20 protein-coding genes are annotated in these 17,126 nt (G+C 65.0%); 14 read left to right on the top strand and 6 right to left on the bottom strand.

What is annotated here, in order from left to right:
• Window positions 1–26 precede the first annotated feature (26 nt).
• The 8 genes from LZC95_13385 to mdcH are packed head-to-tail and all read left to right on the top strand — an operon-like array spanning window position 27 to window position 6,493.
• On the top strand, window positions 27–743 hold the full coding sequence (locus LZC95_13385; GenBank protein ID WXA97822.1) for a GntR family transcriptional regulator: 717 nt from the start codon (window positions 27–29) through the stop codon (window positions 741–743).
• Window positions 740–2,362: a malonate decarboxylase subunit alpha gene (mdcA, locus tag LZC95_13380; GenBank protein ID WXA97821.1), complete on the top strand. Its 1,623-nt coding sequence runs from the start codon at window positions 740–742 to the stop codon at window positions 2,360–2,362. The genes LZC95_13385 and mdcA overlap by 4 nt, the downstream gene beginning before the upstream one ends.
• Window positions 2,363–2,364: 2 nt before the next feature.
• Window positions 2,365–3,180 carry a triphosphoribosyl-dephospho-CoA synthase gene (locus LZC95_13375; protein WXA97820.1) on the top strand — a complete coding sequence of 272 codons (816 nt, stop codon included), beginning with the start codon at window positions 2,365–2,367 and terminating at the stop codon, window positions 3,178–3,180.
• On the top strand, window positions 3,168–3,464 hold the full coding sequence (locus tag LZC95_13370) for a malonate decarboxylase subunit delta (protein ID WXA97819.1): 297 nt from the start codon (window positions 3,168–3,170) through the stop codon (window positions 3,462–3,464). Before LZC95_13375 ends, LZC95_13370 begins: the two co-directional genes overlap by 13 nt.
• On the top strand, window positions 3,461–4,165 hold the full coding sequence (locus tag LZC95_13365) for a biotin-independent malonate decarboxylase subunit beta (GenBank protein ID WXA97818.1): 705 nt from the start codon (window positions 3,461–3,463) through the stop codon (window positions 4,163–4,165). The genes LZC95_13370 and LZC95_13365 overlap by 4 nt, the downstream gene beginning before the upstream one ends.
• Window positions 4,162–4,953 (top strand): biotin-independent malonate decarboxylase subunit gamma, encoded by a 792-nt coding sequence (gene mdcE / locus LZC95_13360; GenBank protein WXA97817.1) that lies wholly within the window; start codon window positions 4,162–4,164, stop codon window positions 4,951–4,953. The genes LZC95_13365 and mdcE overlap by 4 nt, the downstream gene beginning before the upstream one ends.
• The gene (locus tag LZC95_13355) at window positions 4,950–5,567 is read left to right on the top strand and encodes a malonate decarboxylase holo-ACP synthase (protein ID WXA97816.1); all 618 of its coding nucleotides are present in this window, start codon (window positions 4,950–4,952) and stop codon (window positions 5,565–5,567) included. The genes mdcE and LZC95_13355 overlap by 4 nt, the downstream gene beginning before the upstream one ends.
• A complete protein-coding gene (gene mdcH, locus LZC95_13350) occupies window positions 5,564–6,493 on the top strand; it encodes a malonate decarboxylase subunit epsilon (GenBank protein WXA97815.1) in 930 nt (309 codons plus the stop codon). Before LZC95_13355 ends, mdcH begins: the two co-directional genes overlap by 4 nt.
• Here mdcH and LZC95_13345 read toward each other — a convergent pair.
• Together LZC95_13345 and zigA are read right to left on the bottom strand one after the other, a co-directional pair.
• Entirely contained in the window at window positions 6,475–6,900 is a 426-nt protein-coding gene (locus LZC95_13345; GenBank protein WXA97814.1) for a cytochrome P460 family protein, read from the bottom strand. The genes mdcH and LZC95_13345 overlap by 19 nt on opposite strands.
• A 165-nt stretch (window positions 6,901–7,065) precedes the next feature.
• On the bottom strand, window positions 7,066–8,283 hold the full coding sequence (gene zigA / locus LZC95_13340; protein ID WXB00334.1) for a zinc metallochaperone GTPase ZigA: 1,218 nt from the start codon (window positions 8,281–8,283) through the stop codon (window positions 7,066–7,068).
• Between the two features lie 68 nt (window positions 8,284–8,351).
• Here zigA and rpmG point away from each other — a divergent pair, with 68 nt between their 5' ends.
• The gene (gene rpmG, locus LZC95_13335; GenBank protein ID WXA97813.1) at window positions 8,352–8,513 is read left to right on the top strand and encodes a 50S ribosomal protein L33; all 162 of its coding nucleotides are present in this window, start codon (window positions 8,352–8,354) and stop codon (window positions 8,511–8,513) included.
• Here the strand turns inward: rpmG and LZC95_13330 are convergent.
• Complete coding sequence (locus LZC95_13330; protein WXA97812.1) at window positions 8,446–9,636, bottom strand: MFS transporter; 1,191 nt, start codon at window positions 9,634–9,636, stop codon at window positions 8,446–8,448. The genes rpmG and LZC95_13330 overlap by 68 nt on opposite strands.
• Before the next feature lie 68 nt (window positions 9,637–9,704).
• Here LZC95_13330 and LZC95_13325 point away from each other — a divergent pair, with 68 nt between their 5' ends.
• On the top strand, window positions 9,705–10,619 hold the full coding sequence (locus LZC95_13325) for a LysR family transcriptional regulator (GenBank protein WXA97811.1): 915 nt from the start codon (window positions 9,705–9,707) through the stop codon (window positions 10,617–10,619).
• On the opposite strand, the gene LZC95_13320 is transcribed toward LZC95_13325, so the two are convergent.
• Window positions 10,604–12,175, bottom strand: a complete 1,572-nt coding sequence (locus LZC95_13320; protein WXA97810.1) for an oligopeptide:H+ symporter — start codon at window positions 12,173–12,175, stop codon at window positions 10,604–10,606. The two genes, LZC95_13325 and LZC95_13320, sit on opposite strands and share 16 nt — an antisense overlap.
• Here LZC95_13320 and LZC95_13315 point away from each other — a divergent pair.
• Together LZC95_13315 and LZC95_13310 are read left to right on the top strand one after the other, a co-directional pair.
• Window positions 12,174–13,067, top strand: coding sequence for an SDR family oxidoreductase (locus tag LZC95_13315; GenBank protein ID WXA97809.1), 894 nt, complete (start codon window positions 12,174–12,176; stop codon window positions 13,065–13,067). The two genes, LZC95_13320 and LZC95_13315, sit on opposite strands and share 2 nt — an antisense overlap.
• Window positions 13,068–13,094: 27 nt before the next feature.
• Window positions 13,095–13,418 carry an L-rhamnose mutarotase gene (locus tag LZC95_13310; GenBank protein ID WXA97808.1) on the top strand — a complete coding sequence of 108 codons (324 nt, stop codon included), beginning with the start codon at window positions 13,095–13,097 and terminating at the stop codon, window positions 13,416–13,418.
• Here the strand turns inward: LZC95_13310 and LZC95_13305 are convergent.
• Entirely contained in the window at window positions 13,398–15,584 is a 2,187-nt protein-coding gene (locus LZC95_13305; GenBank protein WXA97807.1) for a S9 family peptidase, read from the bottom strand. The genes LZC95_13310 and LZC95_13305 overlap by 21 nt on opposite strands.
• Window positions 15,585–15,629: 45 nt before the next feature.
• Window positions 15,630–16,190: a hypothetical protein gene (locus tag LZC95_13300; protein WXA97806.1), complete on the bottom strand. Its 561-nt coding sequence runs from the start codon at window positions 16,188–16,190 to the stop codon at window positions 15,630–15,632.
• A gap of 163 nt (window positions 16,191–16,353) precedes the next feature.
• Here LZC95_13300 and LZC95_13295 point away from each other — a divergent pair, with 163 nt between their 5' ends.
• Together LZC95_13295 and LZC95_13290 are read left to right on the top strand one after the other, a co-directional pair.
• A complete protein-coding gene (locus tag LZC95_13295; protein WXA97805.1) occupies window positions 16,354–16,707 on the top strand; it encodes a hypothetical protein in 354 nt (117 codons plus the stop codon).
• Window positions 16,704–17,111, top strand: a complete 408-nt coding sequence (locus LZC95_13290) for a hypothetical protein (protein ID WXA97804.1) — start codon at window positions 16,704–16,706, stop codon at window positions 17,109–17,111. The genes LZC95_13295 and LZC95_13290 overlap by 4 nt, the downstream gene beginning before the upstream one ends.
• Window positions 17,112–17,126 lie beyond the last annotated feature (15 nt).

The following is a 17,126-nucleotide window of genomic DNA, read 5'->3' as shown; positions in this document are numbered from 1 at the left end:
AGTGAATATTATATATAATCTATACCGTGAGCCGGCCCCCTCTTTCTCCTCCGAACGACAAAAAATCGCGCAGCGGACTTCAACGCGTTGCGGCGAAAGATGTACGCACAAGCATCCCGCAGGCCATCGCACACGAGTTGCGCCGGGCCATCGTGGAGGGGCGGCTCGCACCGGGTGAGCCTTTGCGCCAAGACGCGCTGGCAAAGCACTTCGAGGTCAGCGCCATTCCGGTGCGGGAAGCCTTACGGCGACTGGAGACCGAGGGGTGGATCACCTTCTCGCCCAACAAAGGCGTTCAGGTGAGCCCCATGAGCGCGGACGAGGCCAAGGAGATTTACGAGATCCGGGCCGCACTGGAGAGCCTCGCCATCGGTCTGGCCATTCCGCGGCACACGCCGGAGACGCTCGCCGTGTCCGCCGCCTTGCTCGAAAAGGCCACCGACGAGCGGGCCGAGGCACGCTACGTCGCGCACAACGAGCACTTCCATATGAGCCTCTACGCGCCGGCGGGGCGGCCCCATTTGATGGAGATGATCGAGAACCTGCATCGCCGCGGCGAGCGCTACCTGCGTCTCAAGTTCGGATTGCCCAGCTACAAAGAGCAATCGGACGACGAGCACGCCGCCATTTTCAAGGCGTGCCGCAAGGGCAATGTATCCCGGGCCCAGGAGCTGCTCACGCGGCACTTGTTGAGCACGGGGGAGCTGCTCGAGGCCTTTTTGCGAGAGAGGAGCACGCCATGAAAGCGTGGGCCACGCGCCGCGCGGACAAGGAACGCCGGATGGCGGCCGTCGGTGGCCCAGGAGAAATCCCGCGCGAGCGCATCGTGGAAACCTTGCAAACGCTGATTGCGCCGGGCGATCGCGTGGCCCTCGAGGGGGACAATCAGAAGCAGGCCGACTTTCTTTCGCGATCCTTGGCCGAGGTCGATCCCTCGCACGTGCACGACGTGCATCTTCTCATTTCGAGCATCGCCCGGCCGGAACATCTGGCGCTGTTCGAGCGCGGCATCGCCCGCCGCGTGGACTTTTCGTACGCCGGGCCGCAGAGCCTTCGCCTCGCGCAAATGGTGGAGGATGGGCAGCTCGAGATCGGGGCCATCCACACGTACGTGGAACTTTACGCGCGCATGTTCGTCGACTTGACGCCGCAGGTAGCGCTGGTGTGCGCGGAAATGGCCGATGCCGAGGGCAACCTCTACACGGGCCCCAACACCGAGGACACGCCCACCATCGTGGAGGCCACGGCCTTCCGGCACGGCATCGTCATCGCGCAGGTGAACGAGCGCGTGGAAAAGCTGCCCCGTGTGGACATTCCTGGCTCCTGGGTCGATTTCGTCGTCGTCGCCGACAAGCCCTTTGCCGTCGAGCCGCTGTTCACCCGCGATCCGCGGCACATCACCGAGCTGCAGATCCTCATGGCCATGATGGTCATCCGCGGCATCTACGAGCGCTACAAGGTTACGTCGCTCAACCATGGCATCGGCTTCGATACGGCGGCCATCGAGCTCTTGCTCCCCACGTACGGCGAGTCGCTGGGATTGCGCGGCAGCATCTGCACGCACTGGGCGCTCAATCCGCACCCCACGCTCATTCCGGCCATCGAGAGCGGCTGGGTCCAGAGCGTGCACTGCTTCGGCAGCGAGGTCGGTATGGAGGAATACGTCCGCGCACGGCCCGACGTGTTCTTCACGGGCCCCGACGGGAGCCTGCGTTCGAATCGCGTGCTGTGCCAGCTCGCGGGGCAATACGGTGTGGATCTCTTCATCGGCTCCACCTTGCAGATGGATGGCGATGCCAACTCGTCCACTGTGACGAGCGGCCGGCTCGCGGGCTTCGGCGGCGCGCCGAACATGGGGCATGATCCGCGCGGGCGGCGGCATGCGAGCCCCGCGTGGCTTCAGTTGATCACGGGGAACGGCCCCATCGTGCGCGGGCGCAAGCTGGTGGTGCAACTCGCGGAGACGTTTCACAAGGGCGGCGTGCCGGCCTTCGTCGAGTCGCTCGATGCCGTGGAACTCGGACAAAAGAGCGGTATGCCCATCGCGCCCGTCATGATTTACGGCGACGACGTGAGCCACGTGGTCACCGAGGAAGGCATTGCCTACTTGTACAAATCGGACAGCCAGGAAGAGCGGCGGGCTGCGCTCTCGGCCATTGCGGGGGTCACCTCCATCGGGCTGCGGGCGGATGCCAAGCGCACCGCGGAGCTGCGTGCGCGCGGTGTGGTGGCCTTTCCCGAGGACCTCGGCGTGCGGCGCAGCGATGCACGAAGATCGATGCTCGCCGCGCGCAGCATCGACGATCTGGTCACGTGGTCCGGCGGGCTCTATGCACCGCCCGCGCGCTTTCGGAGTTGGTAGCCATGGAGTCGTTGGGGCGATTCGCCGTAGACGCGCTGGTGGACGAGGCGACGCTCACGCCGAAGCCCGCACTGGTCGATGCCCGAAGCAGCGGCGTGCACCGCGATCTGGATCTGCCGCGCATGCTTCGCTCGGCCGCGTCGCTCCGTCCGACGTTCGATGCGCTCGCGCGCGAGGCAACGGGGCGCTCGCCGAGTCAACGGCTGCGCGAACGGCTCGCGCACATCGGGCGGTGCGGTGAAGAGGCCATGCTCGCGGCGACGGGCGGAAGCAATTCGCACCGAGGTGCCATTTGGATCGTGGGCCTTCTCGTCGCCGGTGCGGCCATGCGCGGCGCCGCTGGGGGTGCGGACGGCATTGCGAAAACGGCGGCCGCCGTGGCCCAATTTCCCGATCGGCTCGCACCGCATCGTGCTTCCAACGGCGCACGGGCATGCGCGCGGTTCGGTGTCGCAGGGGCGCGCGGGGAGGCCCACGCGGGATTTCCACACGCGGTTCGAATCGGCCTGCCCGCGTTGCATGCAGCGCGGGCGCGCGGCGTGGCCGAGGCGAATGCGCGGCTCGATGCCTTGATGGCGATCATGGCCCACATCGATGATACGTGCCTCTTGCACCGCGGTGGTCAGCGCGCGCTGGACACCGCGAAAATGGGCGCGCGGCGCGTTCTCGCCGGCGGAGGCACCTCGCGGCCCGAAGGCCGACGCGCGCTCGATGCTCTCGATGCCGAGCTCGTGGCCTTGCGCGCTTCGCCAGGTGGCGCGGCGGACATGCTGGCGGCCACGCTTTTTCTGGATCGGTGCACCGCATGGAAACATTGACCTTCGAATACCCCGCTGAACATTCCCGAGATGGTGCCCGCGCACACGTCGGCGTCGTCGGCTCGGGCGATCTGGAGATTTTGTTCGAGCCTTGCGAAGGCGATCGCTCCCAGGTCACCGTGCTCACCAGCGTCGACGGATATGGCGAGATATGGAAACACGTTCTCGACCGATTCTTCAGCCGCTACACGGCGGCCGTGCGCGTGGAGATCCACGATTTCGGCGCCACGCCCGGGGTGGTTTTGCTCCGCCTGGAACAGGCGGCGGAGGCAAGCCGCACATGATGGCCGAAAGCTTCATCGAAAAACGGGCCCGCGAACGCGTTCGAAGTTTGCTCGACCCGGGCACCTTCCGCGAGCTGTTGGGGCCCTTCGACCGGGTGATGTCTCCATGGTTGCCCATGCAACGAATCGTCCCCCAAGCCGACGACGGCGTGGTGATTGCGCGCGGTACGATGGGTGGAAAGTCCGTGATGATCGGCGCGTTCGAAGGCGCCTTTCAGGGCGGGAGCATCGGCGAAGTGTCGGGCAGCAAGCTTGCCGCCGCCCTCGAGCTCACCTTGGATGAATGCGAAAAAGGAAATACGACGTACCCCGTTCTTCTCTTGGAGACGGGTGGCGTAAGGCTGCAGGAGGCGAACTTGGGGCTGGCCGTGATTGCCGAGATCCACGCGGCGATTGTTGCGCTGCTGCCGCACGTGCCCGTGGTGGGCGTGATTGCGGGCATGGTCGGCTGCTTTGGCGGCATGTCGCTCACGGCGGGTCTGTGCAGCCACGTGATCATGACGCGTCAGGCGCGCCTTGGGATGAATGGGCCCGAGGTCATCGAGCAGGAGGCGGGCATCGGCGAGCTCGATGCGGGAAACCCTCGGCTCGTGTGGAGCATCTTCGGCGGCGAGGCCCGCCATCGCGACCACTTGGTGGACGCCTTGGTGGCCGACGACGTTCGCGCGATGCGCGAGGCCATTCGCGGGGCGTGGTCATGAGGGGCGCGACCTGGTTCACGGCGCTGGCGGGCGGACAGGCGCCCGAACTTCGGCATTCGGCGGCGGTCTGGGCGGCCGACGCGGCATTGGAAGGCGAGCATGCGCGGTTCATCGCGGTCGTACCCGATCCCGCGAATCGCTTTCCACGCGCCCGCCACGGCGAGGTGGGCATCGAGCAAGCGCGCGCACTGGCCCTCGAGGTGCGCGCGGTCATCGGGCAAGCGATGCGGCCCATCGTGGCGATCGTGGATGTGAGGAGCCAGGCTTACGGCCGCCAGGAGGAGGTCCTCGGGCTGCATCGCGCATGCGCCGATGCGGTGGCGGCCTACGCGGAGGCGCGTCGTGCTGGCCATCCGCTCATCGCGCTCATCGTGGGACGGGCCATGTCGGGTGCCTTTCTCGCGCACGGTTACCAGGCAAACCGCATCCTCGCGTTGGACGATCCCGAGGTGCTCGTGCACGCGATGAGCAAAGAGGCGGCGGCCCGGGTAACCCGCCGCACGGTGGCGGAGCTCGAGGCCTTGGGCGAGGAAGTGCTCCCCATGTCGTATTCGATTCGCGCTTACGAACAGCTGGGCCTCTTGCATGCGCTGATCGGTGGCGTGAACGCCGATGCTCCGTCGAAAGACGACGTGTTGCGCGTCAAAGACGAACTCGTGCGGGCCGTGCACGACGCTCGACAGGGGCCACGCGATTTGAGCAGCCGGCTCGCCTCCCCTCAGGCCCATCGAACGCGGGCGGCATCCCTCGAGGTGCGCCGGCTCATGGCACGGCAATGGAACGCGTGAACACGGTCCACGATTTGCTCCGCATCGGGGGCGCGCTGGAGGAGCATGGCGATGCTCCCGCATGGGTCGAAGGAGCTCTTCGTCGGGCTCCTTGGGTCGTGGTGCGCCGCGGGCCATCACCTCCGTCGTGCATCGCGGTGGGCATTCGCGGGAGCACGCGCGATCAACGCTTTGCGACATTCGTCCGCGCCGAGCGCGTTCTGCAGTGCATCACCCCCGAGCACCTGGCCACGCATCGTGTGTGGCGAGCGAGCCATCGCCTTCGACGTATTGCCGCGCTGTCCGCGCTGGAGGCCATCGCCCCGGTGCTCGATGGCACGGGCCTCGGCTGGGGGCCTGCGGGAAGCGTCGGCTTCGAACTGGCCAGTGGCGTCGACACCGCACGCGAGGGCAGCGATCTGGATCTCGTGATCCGCGCCCAAACCCCGCTTCCGCGGCCGCAGGCGCGCGCCCTCGTCGCGGTTCTTTCGCGGCAGCCGGTGGCCGTGGACGTGCGCATCGAAACCCCGGCAGGCGCCATCGCGCTCGCCGAGCTCGCGTCCTCCGCGCCAACGATCTTGCTCCGCACCCACGAGGGCGTCCGCCTCGTGTCCGATCCGTGGTCCATCGCATGACCGCGTGCGTCGCCTTCCTCTTTCCGGGCCAAGGCGCCCAGAGCCCCGGCTTCTTGCACGCGCTTCCGCCACACCCCGCGATCACCGCCACCCTCGACGAAGCCTGCCATGCGCTGAACACATCGCTCGACAAGCTCGATGCGTCCGACGCATTGCACTCGACCGTGGGCGTGCAGCTCGCAACGCTCGTCGCCGGCGTTGCAGCCGCCCGCGCCTTGGCGGCGGAAGGAGCCCTCCCCTTCGCCGTGGCCGGGCTCTCGATTGGAAGCTACGCCGCCGCCGTCGCATGCGGGACTCTCGCCTTTCGCGATGCCCTGCACCTCGCGCAACTACGTGCACTCTACATGGAACGCGCCTATCCGCGTGGCTATGGCATGGCCGCCATCACCGGGCTTACCGAGCGCCATGTGACGCGCCTCATTCAGCCGATCGACGGCGTCTACCTCGCCAACATCAACGCCCCCACGCAGCTCGTCCTCGCAGGCGCCGATGCCGGCCTCGAGGCCGCGATGGCCTCCGCGCGAAAGGCCGGCGCTCGCACCGTCCGGCGGCTCGACATCGCCGTTCCTTCCCATTGCATTTTGCAGCAAAACGCGGCCGAGCAGCTCCTGAAAGCCTTCGACGGCGTCAAGCTCGAGCCACCGCGCATCCCTTGTGTCGGAAACGTCGGCGGCCGCGCACTCCACACCGCCGACGCCATTCGGAACGATCTCGCTACGAACCTCGCCCGCCCCGTGCGCTGGCACGATGCGACCCGCGTGCTCTACGAATTGGGCGCGCGCGTCTTCGTCGAACTACCTCCCGGGCACGCGCTCAGCGATCTGGCACGCGAAGCGTTCCCCGACGCACGCACCCTGGCCATGGAGAATCAATCCCCCGAGGCGATCGCCGGCGTGCTCACCCAACGTCAGGGAACGGGCGTGTAAACCTGATCGCGACCACCCGGCGAGGGCGTGTGGGCGGCGTCCGCTCCGGCTGCAGCATGGCAACCCACGCACGTGCTTTTTGCATTGCCGCTACTGCCCAAACCATCGGCCGAAATACTGCCTCCCGGAAGCCGCTCGTACCAATACCAATTGGCACCGCCCGCACTGTCCGAGCTCGTTTTCAAGTAAACGGCATAGCCACTTGGGCTCGTGCTGGTGGCGCTGTCGTAAAGCTCTTTCACGGCGGCCGCACCTTCGGACCAATCGCCCGTTCCGGTGGCATTCGCGGAGATGGCATCGTTCGAGCAAATGCGGTTGAACCCATGGGGTGACGGGGCGCGCGACGCGTGAATCGCCCCCTCGCAATGCCACGTTTTGTAGGCACCGGACTGCAGCCATGATTCCACGTTCGATCCCCCCGCAGCGGGTCGCTGCGCCGTTCCTGGTGCGGAATAGGGAGAACCTTTGTCGTCATCCGAGCCGCACGCCATGATGGGAGCGGCCGCCGCAAGGACCATGAGACATGACAACATTTTCATAAGAACGCACTACGCCGCAGCCCCCGGTCGGTTTCACGAAGCCGACGACGAATTTTCTTCTTCTTCACCCCAAGCGGGAAATGGGTCGAAAAATCGACCCCATGCGTCGGTGCCGCCGGCCATCTCCGTATCGGTCAGCAGGCACGCCTGCAACCCCGCACGCAGCGCTGCCTCATTCATATCCATGCCAATGAGCACCAGCTCCTGCCGGCGATCGCCATAAGGGTGCTCCCAATCGGCGCGGATCTCGGCCAGCGCTTCGGGCGACGTGGGCCAATCGGACTCGGGGGCAGCCGCCCGCCAGAAACCGGCGCGGCCGGTCTGGCATGCGGCACCGGCCTGCGACCACGAGCCCACCTCGTTCATGCGCGTGGCCAGCCAGAAGAAGCCTTTCGAACGAAGCACGCCGTCCCATTCGGTGCAGAGAAAGTCGTGAAGGCGCTGCGGGTGAAACGGACGGCGCGCCCGAAAGACGAAGCTCGCGATGCCGTATTCCTCGGTCTCCGGCGTGTGGATGCCCGCCATCTCCTTGGCCCACCCCGCCGACGATGCGGCCTTGGCCTCGTCGAAAAGGCCCGTGTCGAGCACTTCGCGCAACGCCACCTTGCCATGCGCAGCACGCACGATGCGCGCGTCGGGGTTCAGGTGATGCAAAATAGCCTCGAGCCGCGCCACGTCCTCGGCCGGCACGAGATCCGTCTTGGTGATGACCAGCACACTCGCGAACTCCACCTGATCGACCAGCAGATCGCCGATGCTCCGTTCATCGTCCTCCGAAAGCGCCATGCCGCGCGTTTGGAGATCGTCCTCCGAGACGTACTCGGAGAGGAAGTTCACGGCATCGACCACCGTCACCATGGTGTCGAGCTTCGCCACGTCGGAGAGGGAGAAGCCGCCCTCGTCGCGAAAGGAAAACGTCGCCGCCACGGGCATGGGCTCGGAAATGCCCGTGGACTCGATGAGCAGGCTGTCGAACCGGCCTTCCTTGGCCAGACGCCCCACCTCGATCAACAAGTCTTCGCGCAAGGTGCAGCAGATGCAGCCGTTGGACATCTCCACCAGCTTTTCCTGGGTGCGGTCCAGCGAGGAGCCGCCCATTTTCACGAGCTGGGCGTCGATGTTCACCTCGCTCATGTCGTTGACGATGACGGCCACGCGCCGCCCCTCCCGCTGGGTGAGTACGTGGTTCAACAGTGTGGTCTTTCCGGCGCCCAGGAATCCGGAGAGCACCGTGACGGGCAGTCGTTCCATGGGTCGCCATTCAGTCATAACTGTAACTTAGTTGCAAATACTATTTTGATGCTATTGTATCCCATATCATGCGCGATACCATCCAGCTCGTTTCCACGGCCGGCACCGGCTACAGTTACGTGACCACCAAGAACAAGCGAACCTCGCAGGGCAAGCTCGAGATCAAGAAGTACGACCCGGTTGCCCGGAAGCACGTGTTGTTCGTGGAAAAGAAAATCTCGAAGGGTTGAGGGTCAGCACCAGGGCCACGCCCGAGGCCGCGGCGCCCGCGAGAAAGGCCGCGCCGTAGCCCATGGCGCGCACCAGGCCGCCCGAGAGGGGGACCAACAGGCCGATGGCCACGTCGAAAAAGGCCACGTAAGCCCCGAGCACGACGCCGCGGTTCGCGGGCGGTGCGTGCCGCACGGCCTCCACGCCGAGCGACGGAAAGACCAGCGAAAAGCCAAAGCCGGTGAGCGTGGCACCGGCGATGGCCCCGGCCGGGCTGCCCGCCTGCGCGAGCAACAGCTGCCCGAGGATCTCGACGGTCAGCGAAACCACCGCCACGCGCGTGCCGCCGAAGCGATCGGGAAAGGTGCCGAACAGAAGGCGCGCGAAGATGTACGCCGCGCCGAAGGCCGTGAGTGCGACCGCGGAGCCCGACCAGCCGTGCGCCTGGTAATACAGTGGCCCGAATGCCGCGAGGGTCCCGAAGCCGAGCGTCGCCAAGGTGAGGCCCGCGCCCTGACGCCAGACGACGCCGAGAACGCGGTGGAAGGGCGTACGCGCTGCACCTGCGGGCTTCACGTCGGGACTGGCGCGCATCACCAGGATACCGAGGAGCGGCGCGGCCATCGCGGCCGCGGAAACACCGGCAAAGCCATAGGCCTTTGCGATGGCTGCCCCGACCGGGGCCCCCACGGCAAGGGCGCCATACATGGAGATCCCCACCCAGGCCATGGCGCGGCCTGCGCGCTCGCGTCCAACCAAGGCCACGCTCCACGTGAGCACGCCCGTGGTGACGAGGCTCTCGCCGAAGCCGAGGATGGCACGGCCGAAGAGAAGCACGTCGAGGCTGGCCGCATGCGAATGCGCGGCGAACGGAATGGATGCGAGGTACACGCCGCATGCGAGCGTGCACACGAGGGCACCGGCCCACACGGCCCGGCGCGGCCCGCGCACGTCGACCATCGTTCCGGCGAGGTGGCGCGTCGCCAAGGTGGAGACGGATTGCACGCCGATGGTGAGCGCCACGAGGAAGGCATCGAAGCCGAGCGTGTGATGGACATGCCCGGGCAACACGGGCAATGGCAGCCCGATGGTGGCATAGCAAAGGAAGAGAACGGTGCAGAGAGGAAGCAGGAGGGTCGTCATTTCCTCTGCAATGTAAAGAGCGAATCAGATGCATCCAGTGCATCGAAAGAACGGTATAAGTGCGTTCCATGCAATCCATCGATGCGAACCTGCTCCTCGCGCTCGACGCCCTTCTGCGCGAGGGAAGCGTCTTCGGCGCCGCGCGGAGGATGAACCTCAGTCCACCGGCGATGAGCCGCACCCTCGCCCGCCTTCGCGAGGCCACGGGGGATGCGCTCTTCGTCCGCGCCGGCCATCGCATGGTGCCCACCCCGCGCGCGCTCGCCTTGCGCGAACGCGTGCGCGCGGCAGCCGAAGAAGTGCGCAGCATTCTGCACCCCGACGAGCCGCTCGATCTCGCGACCCTCGACCGCGCCTTCACCGTCCGTGCGAACGATTACCTCGCCGTCATCGTGGGCGATACCTTCGACACCATCGCGCGCAAAGAGGCGCCGAACGTGCGCATCGCCATCATCCCCGAGGGCCCCGGTGCCGAGGACGACGAGCCACTGCGCGCCGGCGAGCTCGATTTGGACATCGGCGTGCAAAGCGGTTTTGGCCCCGAGATGCGCATTCAGACCTTGTACCGCGATCACATGGTGGCCATCGTACGCGCCGACCATCGCCTTGCGCGAAAGCGCCTCACGCCGGAGCGCTTCGCCACGGCGGCCGGCCACGTCTCCATGTCACGGCGGGGCAAGGGCACGGGCCTCATCGATGCAAAGCTCGCCGAACTCGGTCTTCAACGCCGCGTCGAGCGCGTCTTCCCGACGTACCTCGCGTGCGCCTGGGCGGTGGCGAACAGCGACCGCATCGCCATCGCGCCTTCCCGCCTCGCCCAGCGCATCGCCCCCGTGTTCGGCCTCCGCTTGCTGGCCATTCCCCTCGAGCTCGAGCCCATCGCCCTCGCCCAAAGCTGGCACCCGCGCTTCGATGGCGATGCGGCGCACACGTGGCTGCGCCACGCCATGCGCCGCGCCTTCGAAGCTCACGCTTTGCGGTAGTGGTCCACCACGCGGTAGCCGCGTGCGTACCAGCCGAAGATCACCGCAGTGACCAGCGCGAATCCTGCAAAGAAGAACATCTGGAACGCCGTGACGCTGAGGCCCGTGGTGGCAATCTTCGCGGTGACCGCCTCGCTCTTCACGCTGGCATTGACCAAGAGCACCCAAAGATTGCCCACGGTGGTCGACAAGAGGAAGAACGACATGAGCCCGCCCTTCATGGACGCGGGCGCCTGGCTGTAGGCAAACTCGTAGCCCGTGGCCGTCACGAGGATCTCTCCGAAGGTGAGCAGCGCGTAGGGCAAAACCTGCCACGTGATCGACAGCGGGTCGCCCCGATCGATGACCAGCTGCATCATGCCCACCACGATCCACGCCAGGCCCGAGAAAGCGATGCCCGTCGTCATCCGGCGCAGTGCCGTCGGCTCGTAGCCGAGGCGGCGCAAGAACGGAAAGAGCAACGTGTTGTTCAGCGGAATCAACGTCATCACGAGGGCCGGGTTCAGCGCCTGCATCTGCGCGGGCTCGAACCACGATGGCTTGGTCATCTTCCCCGCCTGCAGCACCCACGTGGAGGCCTTCTGATCGAACAGCGAGAAAAACGGCGTCACCAGCGCGAAGACGACCAGGACGCGCAACACCGCGCGCACGCCTTCGCATGCCTCGTCACCATGCTTCGCCTTGGCGCGGTCGACCTGCATCCACGCGCCGACGCCAAAGAAGACGAGCACGATGGTCAACGCCAGGCAGAACGACCCGACGAAGTGCAGCTGCGGCATCAAGCCGAGCGCCCCCACGGCCAGCACCGCCCCGACGATGGCGAGCACCAGGCCCGGGCGCGACTGCCCCGGTTCGTGCGCCAGAAGTGACGTGCGCACCACATTGAGGAACGAATTGGGATCGGGCGGCGATGGGGGCACGATCACGTACCGTTTGCGCCCGCTCCAAAAAACGATGGTGGCGACCAACATGAGGATGCCCGGAATCCCGAACGCCACGGACGGGCCGAAATCGCGCAGGAAGATAGGCATGAACAACGACGCGAAGAACGAGCCCAGATTGATGATCCAGTAAAAGGCGTCGTAAACCAGCTTGGCCAGGTGCTTGTTGCTCTTGTCGAACTGGTCGCCCACGAAGGCCGTAACCAGCGGCTTGATCCCGCCCGACCCCAACGCAATGAGGAACAACCCGGCGTAGAACCCGTGCCGATTGTGATCGAACGCCGCCAGACACGCGTGGCCCGCGCAATAGATCAGACTGAACCAGAGGGTCGTATTGTACTTGCCAAAGAATCGATCGGACAGCCAGCCGCCGAGCAGCGGAAAGAAGTACACGCCAATGACGAAGGAGTGAAACACCTCCTTGGCCATCGAAGGCCGCTCCGCCTCCGGCAGGTACAGCAGAAGACTGCTCACCAGGAAGGGCGTGAGGATGTTGCGCATCCCGTAAAAGCTGAATCGCTCGCATCCCTCGTTGGCGATGATGAACGGGATCTGCCGCGGCATCCGGGCGGGTGCGGCGGCGGTCGACACGGCGGCTTCACTGATTGCAGTCATGCAAGATAGACTCTATGCCATGGGCCAACTCACGGACAAAGTGGTACTGGTCACCGGGGCCAACTCGGGCATTGGGCTGGAAGCCTCGGTCAAGCTTGCGCGCATGGGGGCCCGGCTGGTGATGGTCGGGCGCAACCGCACGAAGCTCGACGCAGCCGTCGCCGAGGTGACGCAGCGCGCAGGCTCCCAGCAGGTGACATCGCTGCTATGCGATTTTTCGTCGCAGGCTGCGATCCGGGGCCTGGCGGACGAGTTTCGCCGGGCGCACACGCGGCTCGATGTGCTGGTGAACAACGCGGGATCGGTGAGCGATCGGCGGCAGGTCACGATCGACGGACTGGAGCAGACCTTCGCGGTCAACCACTTGGGCTACTTCCTGCTGACCAACCTATTGCTCGATTTGCTCGAGGCGGCCGCGCCCGCGCGCATCGTGAACGTCTCCAGCGTCGGCCACCGGCGGGGCGATCTCGACTTCGATGATCTGCAGATGGAAAAGGGATACCAAATCATGCGCGCCTACCGGCGCTCGAAGCTGGGCAACGTGCTCTTCACGCGCGAGCTGGCCAAGAAGCTCGCCGGGACGGGCATCACCGTCAACAGTCTGCACCCCGGCGAAGTGGCCACCCACATTTGGGACCACGCCCCATGGTTCGCAAAGCCCGTGCTGGCCGTGGCCAAGCGCTTCATGATCACCCCCGAGCAGGGCGGCGACACCATCGTGTACCTCGCCACGAGCCCGGAGGTCGAGGGCAAGACGGGCCGGTTACTACGAGAAAAACCGCCTGGTCGAACCGGCTCCGCTGGGTCGAGACGATTCGCTGGCCGAGAAACTGTGGCACGTCAGTGCCTCCCTTTGCGCCGGGGCCGGCGAGACCGTTTGAAAACCCATTGAAAACCATGACTGGTGTAGCCTCGAAGCATGCAAATCATCGCGCTTCACACGAGACTTCGCGCCGGCAAAGAAGAGGATTACGATCGTATTCACGCCGAGATCCCCGATGATCTCGACATCGCGCTACGCGCCGCGGGCGTTCACGGATGGCGCATCTGGCGCAGCGGCAGGGATCTCTTTCACCTCGTGGAGTGCGACGACTACACCCGCATGCGCGCGTACCTGCGCGAGCACCCGGCCAACGTGCCCTGGCAGGCGCGCATGGCCGAGTTGCTCGAAGTGTCCGACGACTACTCCGGCAAAGAGCCGGAGGTAAAACTGGTTTGGGAGCTACCGGAGCTGACCAAGTAGAAACGCGTAATCGAAGGCGGCGTCGCGCAGCTTGTCGTAGCGCCCCGATTGCCCGCCGTGACCAGCCGGGTCCATGTTGATCTTGAAGAGCAATGGATTCTTCCCCGTGCTGGTCGCGCGCAGTTTGGCAACGTATTTGGCGGGCTCCCAATACATGACTTGGCTGTCATTGTACGAGGTGCGCACGAGTATCGTCGGGTAGTCCTTCGGCGCCACGTTGTCGTAAGGGCTATACGTCATCATGTAGTCGTATTGCTCTTTGATCTTCGGATTCCCCCATTCTTCGAATTCGCCCACCGTCAAAGGAAGCGATTCGTCGAGCATCGTATTGATCACGTCCACGAACGGCACGTGGGCAATCACGGCCTTGAAGAGATCGGGCCGCATGTTGGTCACCGCCCCCATGAGCAGCCCGCCGGCGCTTCCGCCCTGGATGGCCAGGCGGCTCTTGTTCACCCACCCTTCCTTCATCAGGAACTCCGCGGAGTCGATGAAATCGGTGAAGGTGTTCATCTTGGCCATCATGCGGCCTTGGTCGTGCCACTTCTTCCCCAAATCGCCGCCGCCGCGAATGTGCGCGACGGCCATGACGACGCCGCGGTCCACGAGGGAGAAGCGATTCGAGTTGAACCTCAAAGGATAGGGATAGCCATACGAACCGTACGCATCGAGCAGCATGGGATGCGTCCCATCGGGCTTCCATTCCTTCTTGTGGAGCAGCGAGATGGGCACCTTCGTGCCGTCGCGCGCGGTGGCGTAGAGACGTTCGCTCTCGTACTGGGATGCGTCGTAACCACCGAGCACCTCGGTGCGTTTGAGCAGCTTTTTCTCCCGGGTCGCCACGTCGTAGTCGAACACCGATTGCGGTGTGGTGAACGACTCGTAGCCATAACGATAAAGCTTGCTCGCGAACTCCGGATTCGGCTCCTCGCGGATGGAGTACACGCGCTCGGGCATGTCGACGCGCTCCGCTTGGCCCGCGTGCGCGGCATCGGTGTGCACGATGCGAATCACCGGCGAGGCATCCTGCCGCTCGTGAAGCACGTAATGATCGGCGAAGACATGGACGTCTTCGAGCATCACGTCCTCGCGGTGCGGAATCACCTCTTTCCATTTGGCGCGCGCCGGATCGTTCACCTTCGCGGTGACGAGGCGGAAGTTTCGCCCGCCGGAGTTGGTGCGAATGTAAAAGAGCCCGCCCCCGTGATCGACGTAATACTCGTGCCCCTGCTCTCTGGGTGCGAGGACCACGGGTGCCGACTTCGGCTTGGCCGCAGGAACGATGCGCGCCTCGGTGGTGGTCTTGCTCTCCGAGCTGATGAAGATCCACTCCTTGCTCCGCGAACGCCTCACCTCGAGCGCGAACCGCTCGTCCTTTTCCTCGAACACCAGGTCGTCTTTGGCGGCATCTTGCCCGAGCACGTGGCGATGGAGCTGATTGCCGCGCTTCGTGGTCGCATCCTCGGTGACGTACAAGATCGTCTTGTTGTCCTTGGCCCACGCCACGCTGTCGACGCGCGGCATGTGCTCGGACCATTCTTTACCGGTCTTCAGATCTTTGACGTGCAAAACGAATTGGCGAAATCCCGTCGTATCCAGACCATAGGCGATCTGGTTTCCATCGTCGGATACCTCGAAGAATCCCACTCCGACGTATTTTTCGGTTTTGCCGATCTCGTTCAAATCGAGAAGCACCGTTTCGGCGGCGTCGCCCGTGGCCTTCTTGCGGCAGTAAATGGCGTATTGTTTCCCCGCCTCGGTGCGCGAGTAATAGAGATAATCGCCGCGCTTCACGGGCACCGACAGGTCCGTCTCTTTGACGCGGGCGAGCATCTCTTTGTAGAGCTGCTCCTGCAGGCCCTCCGTGGAGCCCATCATCGCGCGCGTATAGGCATTTTCGGCAGCGAGGTAGCCGAGCACCTCGGGCGAATCCTTTTTGCGGAGCCAGAAATAGTCATCCGAGCGCTCCTGCCCATGCAGGGTCTCGGTGTGCTTGATTTTCGCGGCCACGGGCGGCACCGGCTCCGTTTTCACCACCGGGGCCTGCACGGGGCTCGAAGCGGATGGGGTCGCATGCGCGCGATCGGCGGGAGGGCTCGAAGCGGTTTCCGAACCACACGCGAGCCCGACGAGAAGATACGGAAAGACGAACAGAAGACGCTTCATGGGGATTTCCCCACGGATAGCCGCTTCTGGTTTAGCTTTCCAGAATTATAAGGAGCAGGTCGCTGAACAATTGGCCTGAAGGCATTGCACCATCTTGGTGACGTCATCCTGGCCGCGCGGATGGGCGGTGTAGCAGCGGTAGATGCAGCTATTGTCGCCCTTGGCGCACTTGCTTTGAACGCACTCGACGATGGCGTTGCACTCGGGATTGGCGCGGCACTTCTCCGCCGGGGCGCAGCAATATTCGGCAAGGCATGGATCGCACGCGGGATCGCCCGAGCTCGCGGTGCAGGTTGGGCCGGGATTGCCCGCATCGACGGGCACCGGATCGGTTCCGCTGTCGATGGTGCCCGCATCCCGTCCCCCACCGGCGTCGGGCTTGCCGCCTCCCCCGTCGAGCTTTCCCGCGTCCGGCGCGGTGCTCGTGTCGGCCGCGCCATCGTTCATCGAGCCACCTCCGTCAGAAGCTCCGCCGTCCACGTCTTGACCATCGAGCCCTCGTTGGCCCGGGTCCGGATCGGAGTCGGTGCTTGAGCAACCCGCGATCAAAGCAAAGGCGCAGGCGATGCCGCCGAGGATGCGCAGGGTGATTCGGCACGTCATCATCCCTCCGATGCATTGCTCTCTGCCGTGGTCGCCTCGCTTGGGGACGAGCACGAGACGATGAGCCACATCGTGGCAATCTGGCCCGATCGCGCAGGGCTCGATCGTCGCGGGATTTGACCTGCGCTCGCAACGGGGCACGCGCCCTGCAATTCAGGGCATGGTCATGAGCCCCTCCCGCGCGCTCGCATTGTTTGCGCTCTTGGCGCCGTTTGCACTTACGCAGTGCACGGTGCATACGACGCCCGAGCCCGCGTATACCACCGTCTACGGGGCCGAAGTTTATTCGCAGCCCTATGTCGTTTATGAAGGGCGCCCTCACTATTACGTTCACGATCATTGGGTTTACTCCACGCCGCGCGGCTGGATGACGTACCGCAATCCACCACCCGCCCTGGAGCGCCAACGACCTTACGTGCAGCAAGCGCCGCCCGCGTACCGTCAACCCGTGGCGCCTCCTGCATACCGTCAGCCCGCGTACCCTGCAGGGCGTCCACCGAGGGCGGTGCGGGTGCCATGATGCGCGCACGCTCGGCATTGGCGCTGGCGGCATTCGCATGGGTGTGCACTTCGTGCTTCGTCGATCCGGCCGACGACTCCGAGTATTACGGACGGAAAACCGGAAGTGTCACTCTGCGCTGGACAATCAACGGCGCCGCCGATCCATCGCGATGCCAATTGTCCGCATCGCCGCGCATCTTCATCACCATCTTGGCCGGCCCTTCCCCGGTCGATTATCGGCAAGACTGTGCTGCGTTTGCCACGTCCATCGAGCTACCGCCCGGCACGTATTCGGGCGACGTTCACCTCGAAGATGCCGCGGGCCAACCCCGAACCACCGACATCCGCGTCGTTCCTTTCGAGATCATCGAAGGCTCCAACTTGGACATCCCCATCGATTTTCCGGCGGACTCTTTCTTCTAACGACATTAGACTCGG

It is taken from the genome of Sorangiineae bacterium MSr12523 (assembly GCA_037157775.1).
In the GTDB taxonomy this organism is placed as follows: domain Bacteria; phylum Myxococcota_A; class Polyangia; order Polyangiales; family Polyangiaceae; genus Pendulispora; species Pendulispora brunnea.
This window is presented reverse-complemented; position numbering and strand designations above follow the sequence as displayed.